Below are 12,119 nucleotides of genomic sequence, written 5' to 3'. Positions count from 1 at the left end.
CTGGACCGACATGCCGGGCCTCAGAACCGCGGAATGTCCGGAAACGCCAGCTTGCCCGCATGCACATGCATGCGGCCGAGTTCGGCGCAGCGGTGCAGCGTCGGGAACACCTTTCCGGGATTGAGCAGGCCCTGCGCGTCGAAGGCGCATTTCAGTCGCTGCTGCTGGTTGAGGTCGATCTCGGTGAACATGTCACCCATCAGATCGCGCTTCTCGATGCCGACGCCGTGCTCGCCGGTGAGCACGCCGCCGAACTCGACGCAGGCGCGCAGGATGTCGGCGCCGAACGCCTCGGCGCGCTCGATCTCGCCGGGCTTGTTGGCATCGTAGAGAATGAGGGGATGCAGATTGCCGTCGCCAGCGTGGAACACGTTGGCGCAGCCGAGCCGGTACTTTTCCGAGAGCTCGCGGATGCGGGCCAGCGCCTTCGGCAGCGCGCCGCGCGGAATCGTCCCGTCCATGCAGAGATAGTCGGGCGAGATGCGCCCCACGGCGGGGAACGCCGCCTTGCGGCCGGCCCAGAACAGGTTGCGCTCGGCTTCCGAAGTCGAGATCTGGCAGGTGGTCGAGCCGCAGCCCTGCGCGATGGTCTCGACGCGCTTGATCAGCTCGTCGACCTCGACGCCGGGACCGTCGAGCTCGATGATCAGGAGCGCTTCCACGTCGAGTGGATAGCCGGCATGGACGAAGGCTTCCGCGGCGTGGATCGCGGGCTTGTCCATCATCTCCATGCCGCCGGGGATGATGCCGGCGCCGATGATCCGCGCCACGCATTCGCCGGCCGCCTCGACTTGCGCAAACCCGACCATCAGCGCGCGCGCCGTCTCCGGCTTTTGCAGGATGCGCACCGTGATCTCGGTGATGACGCCGAGCAGGCCTTCCGAGCCCGTGATGACGCCCATCAGGTCGTAGCCCGGATTCTCCGCCGCCTTGCCGCCGATGCGCAAGACCTCGCCGCTCATCAGCACGATCTCGCAGCCGAGCACGTTGTTGGTGGTCATGCCGTATTTCAGGCAGTGCACGCCGCCGGAATTTTCCGCGACGTTGCCGCCGATCGAGCAGGCAATCTGCGACGAGGGATCGGGCGCGTAGTAGAAGCCCGCATGCGCGACCGCCTGGCTGATTGCGAGGTTGGTGACGCCGGGCTCCGTGACGACGACGCGGTTGTCGAAATCGATCTCGCGGATGCGCTTGAACTTGCCCAGCCCCAAGAGCACGCCGTCTTCCAGCGGCAGCGCGCCGCCCGACAGCGAGGTGCCGGAGCCGCGCGGCACCACCTTGATACCGTGCTCGGCACAATATTTCAGGACAAGCGAGACCTGCTCGGTGGTGTCGGGAAGCACCACGACCATCGGCGGCTGCCGGTAGGCGGTCAGCCCGTCGGACTCATAGACCCGCATCTCGGCGGCATTGTCGATCACACCTTCACCGGGAACGATCGCGCGCAAGGCGGCGACGATCTCGCTGCGACGCGCCAGCACCGCCTGGTCGGATGCGGGCATCATGATGGCCATGTTACGAAACCTTCGTCCGACGGAGAAAATTGTCCCGCCAAATCAATCATGTCTTGCTGTCTTTGGGTAGGTCCTCCGAAGGTCGCATTGCTTTGTTGCAGCGCAAGTTCTCTCTGGGGCAAGTCTGCTATCGCGAAACCTGTCAAACTTTCGCGGCTTGTCCACCTGCACCGGACCTGCCAAAACCACGACACTCAATCTGACCCCGGGAAGAGACGAAGAGCATCCTATGACAAAACTGACTTTCGGCGCGCTGGTTGCCCTCGCCATGACTGCCGCAGCATCCAACGCCATATCTTCCAAAGCGATGGCTCAGGACGCCGCAGCCGGCAAGACGTCGTTCAACAAGTGCCTGGCCTGCCACGCAATCGGCGAAGGCGCGAAGAACAAGGTCGGACCGGAGCTCAACGGCCTCGACGGCCGCAAGTCCGGCACCGCGCCGGACTACAGCTATTCGGACGCCAACAAGAATTCCGGCATCACCTGGGGCGAGGCGGTGTTCAAGGAATACATCAAGGATCCGAAGGCCAAGATCCCCGGCACCAAGATGGCGTTCGCCGGCATCAAGAACGAGAAGGAGATCAACGATCTCTGGGCCTTCGTCTCCCAGTTCGACAAGGACGGGAAGATCAAGCAGTAGCGGGACGAGGCGTAACGCAGCCAGATTTGGCGGCCGCTAATCGGCGGCCGCCTTCTCGGACGTGATCGCGGCGATCAGCGCCTCGATCTCGGTCCTTACCAGGTCCGGCACCGCATTCTGCACCATGTGGCCGAGATCGGGCCGCACGATCAGCTTCGCATTCGGCACGGTCGCGGCGAACGGGCGGGCGTGGATATTGGTGGACACCGTTTTGTCGGGCTCGCCGGCGATGATCACGGTCGGCACTGAAATCTCGCCATAGCGCGCGACTTGCGCGGCCACCGACGCCTTCAGCGTCACCAGATCATAGGCATTGGCGATGAACTCGCGCGGGCGGAGCAGCAGCGGCGTCGCGGAATGCTGCACGAAGCCGTCCGGCATCATCTGCGGCAGGAAGACGTTCCGCGCGCCGGGCGTTGCAAGCAAATAGCCGAGCGGCAGCGTGATGGTGTAGGCGAGCAGCGGGCCGATCACGGGCGTTGCGATGATCTCATTGTAGCGCCCGACGCCGCCGCGCCAGGGATGGGTAACCGGTGCCAGCATGACGAGACCTGCGACACGATCGGCATGATCGAGCGCAAGCCGCGCACCGAGTGCCCCGCTCCAGGAATGCACCACGAAGACCGCGCGATCGATGCCGAGCCTGGCAAGAGCCTCGTCGACCATCCGCGCCTGCACCTCGGCCGTCGAATCCTTAAGCCGCGCCCGCGTGCTCCAGCCATGGCCGGGACGATCGATCAGGATCACGCGATGCTTTTCGGCGAGAAGGTCGCCGAGCGGACGCCGCATCACCTCCAGATTCGAGCTCGCGCCATGCAGCATGACGATCGGCAAGGCAGCATCGCGTGGGCCGAGATCGACGACGTGCAGCGTTGCACCGGCGACCTCGATCATCTCGCCCTTTGGCGGGAAGGCGCGCTCGACGGCCCAAACACCGGCCAGCGTGACGGCGACAAGCGCAACGAGCGCCGTCACGACGAAAACTACGATCATGGAGATGGTCCGGGCGATCCAGGGCACATGGCAGTTACGGTCTCAAGGTCCGGCGGTTTCTTTTCGGGGCGCGGGCTTTGGGTCCCGCTGACGGTCCCGGCCTGTGGATATCAATAGAATTCAACTTTGGAAAATATCAATAAAATCAATGGCCGCCTGAAAGCATGCGGCCAACCGCGACAGTTCATGCGGCCGTCATCGCCACGTCCATATAATCGCCACGGTCGGTTCCACCTCTTAAGCGCGGGTGGGCGCCGATCCTCCACGCAATCCACAGGAACGCGGGAAAGACCGGCAGATTGTTCTGTTTTGGATTGGAGGTTTTTTCGATGAGTCTGCGATCAAAAGATGCTGCGATCGACGAGATCGTTGCGAGCTGCAGTGGTGATCTGCGCGGCGCGGTACGCGCGCTGCTCCTGATCAACGAGCATCTCGAAGCCGAGCTTGCAAAACTCTATGCCGCTGCCGCGGACCGGAGCATCGTCGAACGCGGCGACCACATCCTGCACTAAAGCGCGATGAGATTGGGGTGAATCGTCATCGCGCTTTAGGTTATTGTTCGAGCATGATCTCCGCGCAAACGCGTTCCGCGTTTGTCGCGAGGGAAAACCCGCTTCACACTTTCCGGATCATGCTCTAGCGAACCTAGTCCGCGTTGCCGCCGTCCTTGTCTTCGTCGGGGTCGGGCCTCGGACAGGCACGGATCGTCGACCTCGCAAGCTTGGCGTCGGCCCTGGACTTGTAGGGACCGTCGCCGAACCAGATGTCGCCGATGATGACGGGATTGCTGGTCACGATCTCGCATTTGCCGGTGGCACGGTTGCCCACCACCCAGAACAGTCCGTCAGCAAGACAGGCCGTTGCGGACGCCAGCAACAACACCCCCGCAAGGATCACGCGTTTCATCGCACAGCTCCGATTGTAGCTGCCGTGCAGCTAATCCCGGCGGCGTGGGAAAAACATCCCCTCGCCGCGAGGCTGCTCGACGCGTGGTTAACGGCCGCGCTCCGCAGTCGCTCAAAACAACATCGAGTTGAGGCTAGATATCCCGCCCTTCGACCTTCTCGGTCAGAGACTTGACCTGATCCGGGATCTTATCGAGGTGCGGGTTGATGGCGAGCGCCTTGCGATAGGCATCGAGCGCGCGCTTCTCGTCGCCGATCTCCTGCATGATCATGCCGAGACCTGCGAGTGCGCCGAAATGGCGCGGCTCCCGGATCAACACCTCGCGAATGTCAGCGAGCGACCGGCCGTAATCGTTCTGCATGTAATAGAGCGTGGCACGCCGGTTCCAGGCCTCGACATAGTCGGGGCGGAGCTTGATGACTGCATCGAGCAGCTTGATCGCGACGTCGACCTTCTGAGCGTCCACGGCCGCCTTGGCCCGTATCATCAGCAGTGCCGCCGTATCGCTGGGGGTCTGCAGCCAGATCGCCCAGATCCGCGCCTCGACATGCTTGGCGCTGACATCATCGGGCGCGGCCTTCAGCGCACCGAACAGGAAATCGAGATTCTTGGTGCGGTCGACTTTGGGCAGCTTGGCCGGCGCCTCGGGAAGCTTCTTCTGCTTCACGGGCGGACCGGTTGGATCATCCTGCGCGAAAGCGGGGGTGACGACCGTCAGCGCGACCAGCAAGGCGGCCAGACGGAGGAAATGCGCGGACAAGAATCTCACTGCCATGGTGAAAGTGTAAACGCGCAAAGCCGCCCTTGCATAGCAAGGACGGCGTCAAAGTCGTGTGAGACCGTGGTCTTGCGGGGGCGCGAAGGCCCTCGGCAGGGAACTCAGCCCTGACGAGCCTTGAAGCGGCGCTGCACCTTGTTGATCACATAGACCCGGCCCTTGCGGCGGACCAGGCGGTTGGCACGGTGGCGACCGCGCAGCGATTTCAGCGAGTTACGGACCTTCATGGCAGAATCCTGAACGTTCGAAAGGCCGTGTTCGGCACTACCGTTTCGGCACGCGCGAATGTGGCAAAATAAGATTTTTCCCGCTGGCGGACCGACCGCCCGGGACGGGGCGGTTCTTAAGGCATGGGAGGAGGTGATGTCAATGTTAACTGCCCCGTTCCGAACCACCAAATTCTTGAAAACAACCCCATGCAAAGTAGGAAAGCGGCCGGATCGGCCCGATCTGTCCATTTTGCCGGCTGCGGCTCGTTTCGGCCGAGCCTTGCCAAATTCGTTATATGATATAATCAATTTGGCAACCCGTCGGGAGGAAACCAATGCCCAAGCTGAAGCTGCCCAATATCGACGACGTCGTCGCGATCGACATCCACACCCACGCCGAGGAACCCTGCGGCTGCCACCCCGACGACGGCTATGACGATTTCCAGGCGCAGATGGCGGAATACTTCAAGTCGCCGAACAAGCATCCGCCGACCGTGCCGGAGACCGCGGCGTACTACCGCTCCAAGAACATCGCCGCCGTGATCTTCCCGGTCGATGCCGAGCGCGAGACCGGCTTCCGCCGCTACAACAATTACGAGATGCTCGAGGTCGCCTCCGAGCATCTCGACGTCCTCATTCCCTTCGTCTCGATCGACCCGCACAAGGGCAAGCTGGGCGCGCGCGAGGCGCGCAAGCTGATCGAGGAATACGGCGTCCGCGGCTTCAAATTCCACCCGACCATGCAGGGCTTCTACGCCAACGACCGAATGGCATACCCGCTCTACGAAGAGATCAACAATGGCGGCGCGATCGCGCTGTTCCACACCGGCCAAACCGGCGTCGGCTCAGGCATGCCCGGCGGCATGGGCATGCGGCTGAAATATTCCAACCCGATGTACATGGATGACGTGGCGGCGGATTTCCCCGACCTCAAGATCATCCTCGCCCACCCGTCCTTCCCCTGGCAGGAGGAGGCGCTGTCGGTCGCGACCCACAAGCCCAACGTCTATATCGACCTGTCCGGCTGGTCGCCGAAATACTTCCCACCGATCCTGGTGCGCTATATCAACTCGATCCTTCAGGATAAGATGCTGTTCGGCTCGGACTGGCCGGTGATCACACCGGACCGGTGGCTGGCCGATTTCGCCAAGATCGACATCCGCGACGAGATCCGGCCGAAGGTGCTCAAGGCCAACGCGCGCAAGCTGTTGGGGATCTAGCCAAGAGGTCAGCGTGACGATCAAAGCCGTCGTCTTCGACGCCTACGGAACGCTCTACGACATCCAGTCGGTCGCGGAGATCACCGAAGATGCGTTCCCGGGCTACGGCGAGATCATCACGCAAGTCTGGCGGATCAAGCAGCTCGAATACACCTGGTTGCGCTCACTGATGGGGCGCTACCAGGATTTCGCCGCAGTCACGCGCGACTCGCTCGCCTATACGCTGCGTGTGCTTGGGCTCGCTTACGAGCGCGAGGCGTTCGAGCGCGTGACCGAGAAATATCTGCATCTCGACCTCTATCCGGATGCGGCCGACGCGCTTGCAGCGCTGAAGCCGCGAAAACTGGCCATCCTCTCCAATGGCAGCCCGGACATGCTCAATGCGCTCGTACACAATTCGGGCCTTGATCATCTGCTCGATGCCACGATCAGCGTCGATGCGAAGAAGGTCTTCAAGCCGAGCCCGCAAGCCTATGCGCTGATCGGCGAGGTGCTCGGCACGCGGCCCGACGAGGTGCTGTTCATCTCCTCAAATCCGTGGGACGTCGCGGGCGCCAAGGCGTTCGGACTGAACGTCGCCTGGATCGAGCGGGTGACACCGGAAGCCATGGCACTGGCTTGCGTCGAGAGCGATCTCGTGGCACCGCTGACGATGTTCAAGGCGATCCGGACCCAGATCGACGAGCTGGGCCTTGCGCCGGATCACCGCGTCCGCTCACTTTCCGAACTGCCCGAGATTGCCACCCGCCTATGAGCATTCAATCCGTTCGCGACTTCTTCGCCGAGAAAGCTCCCGACATCACCGTCATCGAATCGCCGATCAGCTCGGCGACGGTGCCGCTTGCCGCCGAGGCCTATGGTGTCGAGCCCGGCCGCATCGCCAAGACGCTGTCCTTGCGGATCGGCGAGCGCATCATCCTGATCGTCGCGAGCGGCACCTCGCGCATGGACAACAAGAAGGTGAAGGCGCAGTTCGGCGGCAAGCCGAAGATGCTGGGGCTCGAAGAGGTCGCCGACATCACCGGCCACGAGGTCGGCGGCGTCTGCCCGTTCGGGCTGAAGGCGCCGCTGCCGATCTATTGCGACGTGTCGCTGAAGGCATTCGACATCGTGGTGCCGGCCGCGGGCTCAACCCACAGCGCGGTGCGCATCGCACCCGACCGGATGGCCGAGCTGGTCAGTGCCGAATGGGTCGACGTCTGCGAGCACCGACCTTAAGCCGCGCTATTCGTCAGACGCGCTAGTAGTCGTCACCGTAATAAGGCCGCGGCGGGGGCGCCGCAGGAGGCGGCGGCACGTTGTTGTAGCGCGGCGGAGCAGTCCTGCCGCGCGGCGGCACTTGCGGCGGCTGCGCCTGGTTGTTGGCCTCGAACACCGCGCGGCATCCGCTCGAAAGCTGCGGCGTGTTCTGCCGCAGGCAGGCGACGATGCGGTTAACGTCGGGGATCTGGTCGCTGCACAGGCGCCAGACATCCGGCGTGCAGGCCATCTGTTGTTCCATGGTGCCGCGATATTCCTCGGCAAAGACGGCGCTCGCGGCGACCGTGCCGCCGATCGCAAGCGCCACACCGAGCGCAATCGGCCCTGTTCGCATGTCCCGATCCTTCGTATGTTCTCTCAAACGCTCCTCAATCAATGAGGCGCGCGAAGGTTCTGGACCAACAACAAAATGTGAAAGCAGGAACGGAACCTATTCGACCCTTCCGATCTTCCTGACCGCCGCGATCAGCCGCGCGCTGTCGGTCGCGACGAACTGCGAAAACTCCGGCGCGTCCTGATAGGCGACGAGACTGCCCGAGGCTTCGAATGTCTTGAGGACATCCGGGCTCTTCATCACCTGCCCCATCGCCTCGCGCAAACGGCCGACGATCGGCGCCGGAAGCGCGCTTTGCCCGAACAGGCCGGCCCAGATATACATCTCGACGTCCTTGTAGCCGAGCTCCTGGAAAGTCGGCACGTCGGGGAAGCTTGCGATGCGTTGCGCGCCGCAATTGCCGAGGACGCGCAGCTTGCCGTCGTCGACCTGCGGCTTCAGCGTGCCCGGTGCAGCCGCGATCGCCTGCACGGTACCACTGAGGATCGCGGTCAGTGCGGGACCTGCGCCGCGGAACGGCACGTGCAGCAGTTTGATGTCGGCGCTGACGGCAAACATCTCCATCGCAACGTGCAGCGTGCCGTAAGGCCCCGACGAGCCGTAGGTGATCTGCCCGGGATGCTTCTTCGCGTCGTCGACGAATTCCTGCACCGTCTTCCAGGGCGCCGACGCCGGCACTGCGAGCAGCGTCGGATCGGCAAGCACGCGCGCGATCGGCGTGAACTGCGAGACCTCATAGGCGGCCGGCCGGTTGAACAGCCGGTCCGCTTCCGGCAGCACCGCGAGCGAGGACAATGTCATCAGAAGCGTGTGACCATCCGGCTCGGCGCGCGCGGCAGCTGCATTGCCGACCGATCCGCCGGCGCCACCTGCACGATTGTCGACGATGACCGACTTGCCGAGGATGCGCTCCAGCGCCATCGCGACCGGACGCGCCGCAAGATCGGCCTGGCCGCCGGCCGGAAACGGCACGATCATGGTGATGTTGCGCGAGGGATAGCTTTGCGCGAAGGCGGCGCGCGTCAGCGCTGTTTGTGCAAGCGGCGCAAGCGCCGCGGCACGCAAGAGATCGCGTCGGTTCATAATCAGCCCCTCCCCCGTCTTTGTTGTTTCCAGCAGAGTAGCGCGACGATGCGCACGAACGAAGGTACCACCGTGCCGCATCTGTGCATTTGGTGCCAAGCGATGGCAACATTTGCGAACTGTTATCCCTGCATCTCAAAGCGCAGGAACGGATCCCGCCGCGCGTGATTGAATTCGCGGGAGACCACGGGATGAACGAGATTGGCACGATCGATGGCGCGCTGGACGAGATGCTGATGAATCTCGCCGACATTGTACTGCGGCTTGCAAAGCCGGATCTGACGCGAACGCCGGAGGCACGGCGCGCGCTGGTGCTATCAGTCAATCAATATTCAGCCTGCGCCGCGCGCTCGAGCGATCCGCGAGTGCATGAGCTGAAGGCGCAGCTGGAAGAAACGCTGAAACCGAATCTGCGCGTGGTTGTCAGGGATGGGATGAAGTTGTCCTAGCTCCACCTACTTCCACAACGTCATTGCGAGCGCAGCGAAGCAATCCAGAACCCCACCGCGGAAAGACACTGGATTGCTTCGCTGCGCTCGCAATGACGAGGTTATCGGAGCAGCGTACTCTCTCTACCAGCTAGCCCACCTTCGCGCGCTTCTTCGTCTGCCGCCTGCATGTGCCCGGCAATTTTGCCGCGAGAAACTCGGCAAGCACCTCGACGCGCGCGGGGCGCGGGCCGCCGGGTGGGGTGACGAGATGCACGGCGCCTTCGGCCTGCTTCCAGTCCTTCAGGATCACCTCTACCTCGCCGGATGCGATGGCCTCACCGACGATGAACTCGGGAAGATCGGCAATGCCGAGCCCGGCGAGCAGCGCCGGCATTACCGCCTCGCCATTGTTGACGCGCAACTGCCCTGCGGGACGAACGCTCGCCTGCTCGCCCGCACTGTTGGTGTAGTGCCAGATGTTGGGCGTGGAGAGATAGGCGTAGCTGAAGCATTTGTGCTCGGCGAGATGCATCGGATGCGTCGGCCGGCCGTGGCGCTTGAGGTACGACGGCGCGGCGACCGTGTAGCGCGGCATGGTGAAGAGCCGCCGCGCGATCAGCGAGGAATCCGGCAGCCGCGCGATGCGCAGCGCGGCATCAAAGCCCTCACCGATCAGATCGATGGTGGCATCGCTCAGGTGCAGATCGACCGAGACCTCCGGATAGGTCTGGAAGAACTCCGGCAGCAAGGGCGCGACCGCCTTCACGCCGAAGGTCATGGGCACGGCGAGCCGCACCAGCCCGCGCGGCGCGACGGACTGGGCCAGCGCCTCGTTCTCCGCCGCCTCGCCATCGGCCAGCAAACGCGTCGCCCGTTCGGCGAGCTTGTGGCCGGCGTCTGTCAGCGCGAGCCGGCGCGAGGTGCGATTGAACAGCCGCGCACCAAGCCGCTCCTCGAGCCGCGTCACCGCCTTGGAGACGGTCGCCTTCGACATCGCAAGCTCGCCGGCGGCGGCTGCAAATGACCGTAATTCCACGACTTTTGCGAAGATCGCGAGCGCCTCGAAATCCGGAAGTTTTGCCATGGGTGCCAGCCCGTCAGTGACGTTTACGGAAACAATGCGTTTCGACAGTTTCTATTTCTATACCACAGACGGGGGCATATCCAAGGGGTGATCAGACATTCAGGGAATGGAGAAATCCAATGACCAAGAAGCTCTCAGGAAAGGTTGCTCTCGTCACCGGCGGTTCGCGCGGCATCGGCGCAGCCTCCGCGCGCGCTCTCGCCGATGAAGGTGCCGACGTCGCCATCAGCTACGTCGCTTCGCCCGACAAGGCCGAAGCCGTGGTCGCCGAACTGAAGACCAAGGGCGTGAAGGCGCGTGCCTTCAAGGCCGACCAGGCCTCGGTCGGCGACGTCGAAAAGCTCGTCAACGACGTCGCCAGGGAATTCGGCCGTCTCGACATCCTCGTCAACAATGCCGGCGTCGCCGCCGGCGGCGCCATCGACGATCCCAAGGCCGACACCGCGGCACTGGCGCGCCTAGATGCCGTCAACGTGCACGGCGTGATCGCGGCGATCCGCACCGCTTCGCAATTGATGGGTGAAGGCGGCCGCATCGTCACCGTCGGCTCGATGCTCGCCGACCGCGCCTCGTTCCCCGGTCTTGCCGACTACGTCGCCACCAAGGCCGCGGTGGTCGGCTACACCAAGGGCGCGGCCCGCGATCTCGGTCCGCGGGGCATCACCGTCAACGTGGTGCAGCCCGGCTCGATCGACACCGACATGAATCCGAAGGACGGCGGCGAGTTCGCCGAGACCCAGCGCAAGCAGCACGCGCTGCAGCGCTTCGGCCGGCCCGAGGAAGTCGCAGCCGGTGTCGTCTTCCTGGCGAGCCGGGAAGCTTCCTTCGTTACCGGCACCGTGCTCAACGTCGATGGCGGCTTCGGCGCTTGATCCGGACCTAGACAAATTCAAGCAAGGAATCACGAACATGATCGAACTCAGGCCTTTCGCAAAGCTCGGCGGCGCCGATCACGGCTGGCTCAAGGCGAAGCATCATTTCTCCTTCGCTGGCCATTACGATCCCGAAAACATGGGCCACGGCGGACTGCGCGTCTGGAACGATGACGAGATCGCGCCGAACACCGGCTTTCCCGCTCATCCCCACGCCAACATGGAAATCATCACCTATGTGCGCGAAGGCGCGATCACCCATCAGGACAGCCTTGGCAACAAGGGCCGCACTGAAGCCGGCGACGTGCAGGTGATGAGCGCGGGAAGCGGCATCCGCCACTCCGAGTACAATCTCGAGCCGACGAAGACCAAGATCTTCCAGATCTGGATCGAGCCGGTCGGGCGCGGCGGCCAGCCGACCTGGGGCTCAAAGCCGTTTCCGAAGGCAAACCGCAACGGCAAGCTCGTTACCATCGCCAGCGGCTTTCAGGCTGACAAGGAGGCGCTGCCGATCCGCGCCAATGCGCGGGTGCTCGCGACTACGCTGAAGGCAGGCGAGAGCGCGGAGTACGAGCCGCAAGGCTCGCGTCACCTCTATCTCGTGCCGGCCGCCGGCGCAGTCGAGATCAACGGCGTACGCATCAATGCCCGCGATGGCGCCGCCATTCGCGACGAGGAGAGCCTGAAGATCACGGCGCTCGAAGACTCCGAGCTGGTGCTGGTCGACGCGGCGTAACAACGCTCTCCGTCATGGCCGGGCATAGCCGTCCGTAGGACGGTGTCGCTTCCGCTCGC

The 12,119-nt window shown here is 63.5% G+C and carries 16 protein-coding genes; 8 read left to right on the top strand and 8 right to left on the bottom strand.

From position 1 onward, the window contains the following. Nucleotides 1-20: 20 nt before the first annotated feature. Nucleotides 21-1,514 (bottom strand): FAD-linked oxidase C-terminal domain-containing protein, encoded by a 1,494-nt coding sequence (locus tag YUU_RS0126035; protein WP_027525014.1) that lies wholly within the window; start codon nt 1,512-1,514, stop codon nt 21-23. A 229-nt stretch (nt 1,515-1,743) separates the two neighbouring features. On the opposite strand from YUU_RS0126035, the gene cycA reads away from it, so the two are divergent. Beyond that, nucleotides 1,744-2,154 carry a cytochrome c-550 CycA gene (gene cycA, locus YUU_RS0126030; RefSeq protein WP_027525013.1) on the top strand — a complete coding sequence of 137 codons (411 nt, stop codon included), beginning with the start codon at nt 1,744-1,746 and terminating at the stop codon, nt 2,152-2,154. 36 nt (nt 2,155-2,190) lie between these two features. On the opposite strand, the gene YUU_RS0126025 is transcribed toward cycA, so the two are convergent. Then, nucleotides 2,191-3,147, bottom strand: a complete 957-nt coding sequence (locus tag YUU_RS0126025) for an alpha/beta fold hydrolase (RefSeq protein WP_027525012.1) — start codon at nt 3,145-3,147, stop codon at nt 2,191-2,193. Between the two features lie 329 nt (nt 3,148-3,476). On the opposite strand from YUU_RS0126025, the gene YUU_RS0126020 reads away from it, so the two are divergent. Beyond that, nucleotides 3,477-3,659 carry a hypothetical protein gene (locus YUU_RS0126020; protein WP_027525011.1) on the top strand — a complete coding sequence of 61 codons (183 nt, stop codon included), beginning with the start codon at nt 3,477-3,479 and terminating at the stop codon, nt 3,657-3,659. Between the two features lie 133 nt (nt 3,660-3,792). On the opposite strand, the gene YUU_RS0126015 is transcribed toward YUU_RS0126020, so the two are convergent. The 3 genes from YUU_RS0126015 to ykgO all read right to left on the bottom strand — a co-directional run bounded on the left by YUU_RS0126015 (nt 3,793) and on the right by ykgO (nt 5,058). Further along, the gene (locus YUU_RS0126015; protein WP_027525010.1) at nt 3,793-4,053 is read right to left on the bottom strand and encodes a hypothetical protein; all 261 of its coding nucleotides are present in this window, start codon (nt 4,051-4,053) and stop codon (nt 3,793-3,795) included. A 133-nt stretch (nt 4,054-4,186) separates the two neighbouring features. Continuing rightward, complete coding sequence (locus YUU_RS0126010; protein WP_027525009.1) at nt 4,187-4,828, bottom strand: tetratricopeptide repeat protein; 642 nt, start codon at nt 4,826-4,828, stop codon at nt 4,187-4,189. Between the two features lie 104 nt (nt 4,829-4,932). After that, nucleotides 4,933-5,058, bottom strand: coding sequence for a type B 50S ribosomal protein L36 (gene ykgO / locus YUU_RS0126005; RefSeq protein ID WP_006611362.1), 126 nt, complete (start codon nt 5,056-5,058; stop codon nt 4,933-4,935). A 317-nt stretch (nt 5,059-5,375) separates the two neighbouring features. On the opposite strand from ykgO, the gene YUU_RS0126000 reads away from it, so the two are divergent. From YUU_RS0126000 to YUU_RS0125990, 3 genes are read left to right on the top strand one after another with little or no spacing between them, the layout of a single operon-like run. Next, nucleotides 5,376-6,260 carry an amidohydrolase family protein gene (locus YUU_RS0126000; protein WP_027525008.1) on the top strand — a complete coding sequence of 295 codons (885 nt, stop codon included), beginning with the start codon at nt 5,376-5,378 and terminating at the stop codon, nt 6,258-6,260. A gap of 13 nt (nt 6,261-6,273) precedes the next feature. Then, nucleotides 6,274-7,014, top strand: a complete 741-nt coding sequence (locus tag YUU_RS0125995) for a haloacid dehalogenase type II (RefSeq protein WP_027525007.1) — start codon at nt 6,274-6,276, stop codon at nt 7,012-7,014. After that, nucleotides 7,011-7,478 (top strand): YbaK/EbsC family protein, encoded by a 468-nt coding sequence (locus tag YUU_RS0125990; RefSeq protein WP_027525006.1) that lies wholly within the window; start codon nt 7,011-7,013, stop codon nt 7,476-7,478. Before YUU_RS0125995 ends, YUU_RS0125990 begins: the two co-directional genes overlap by 4 nt. A gap of 22 nt (nt 7,479-7,500) precedes the next feature. Here YUU_RS0125990 and YUU_RS0125985 read toward each other — a convergent pair whose 3' ends face one another. After that, nucleotides 7,501-7,854 (bottom strand): hypothetical protein, encoded by a 354-nt coding sequence (locus YUU_RS0125985; RefSeq protein ID WP_027525005.1) that lies wholly within the window; start codon nt 7,852-7,854, stop codon nt 7,501-7,503. A gap of 96 nt (nt 7,855-7,950) precedes the next feature. Further along, entirely contained in the window at nt 7,951-8,937 is a 987-nt protein-coding gene (locus YUU_RS0125980; RefSeq protein ID WP_027525004.1) for a tripartite tricarboxylate transporter substrate binding protein, read from the bottom strand. Nucleotides 8,938-9,128: 191 nt separating this feature from the next. Between YUU_RS0125980 and YUU_RS0125975 the strand changes: the two genes are divergently transcribed. Next, nucleotides 9,129-9,386, top strand: coding sequence for a hypothetical protein (locus YUU_RS0125975; RefSeq protein ID WP_027525003.1), 258 nt, complete (start codon nt 9,129-9,131; stop codon nt 9,384-9,386). A 130-nt stretch (nt 9,387-9,516) separates the two neighbouring features. Here the strand turns inward: YUU_RS0125975 and YUU_RS0125970 are convergent, their stop codons facing one another. Continuing rightward, complete coding sequence (locus tag YUU_RS0125970; protein WP_027525002.1) at nt 9,517-10,452, bottom strand: LysR family transcriptional regulator; 936 nt, start codon at nt 10,450-10,452, stop codon at nt 9,517-9,519. A gap of 119 nt (nt 10,453-10,571) precedes the next feature. Between YUU_RS0125970 and YUU_RS0125965 the strand changes: the two genes are divergently transcribed. Together YUU_RS0125965 and YUU_RS0125960 are read left to right on the top strand one after the other, a co-directional pair. Continuing rightward, nucleotides 10,572-11,324, top strand: a complete 753-nt coding sequence (locus YUU_RS0125965; RefSeq protein WP_027525001.1) for an SDR family NAD(P)-dependent oxidoreductase — start codon at nt 10,572-10,574, stop codon at nt 11,322-11,324. 37 nt (nt 11,325-11,361) lie between these two features. Then, on the top strand, nt 11,362-12,060 hold the full coding sequence (locus YUU_RS0125960; RefSeq protein WP_027525000.1) for a pirin family protein: 699 nt from the start codon (nt 11,362-11,364) through the stop codon (nt 12,058-12,060). The last annotated feature ends 59 nt before the right edge of the window (nt 12,061-12,119 follow it).

Origin of the sequence: Bradyrhizobium sp. Ec3.3, from assembly GCF_000472925.1 — a bacterium.
GTDB lineage: Bacteria > Pseudomonadota > Alphaproteobacteria > Rhizobiales > Xanthobacteraceae > Bradyrhizobium.
Note: the sequence above shows the minus strand (reverse complement) of the source record. Positions and strands in the feature narration are given on the sequence as shown.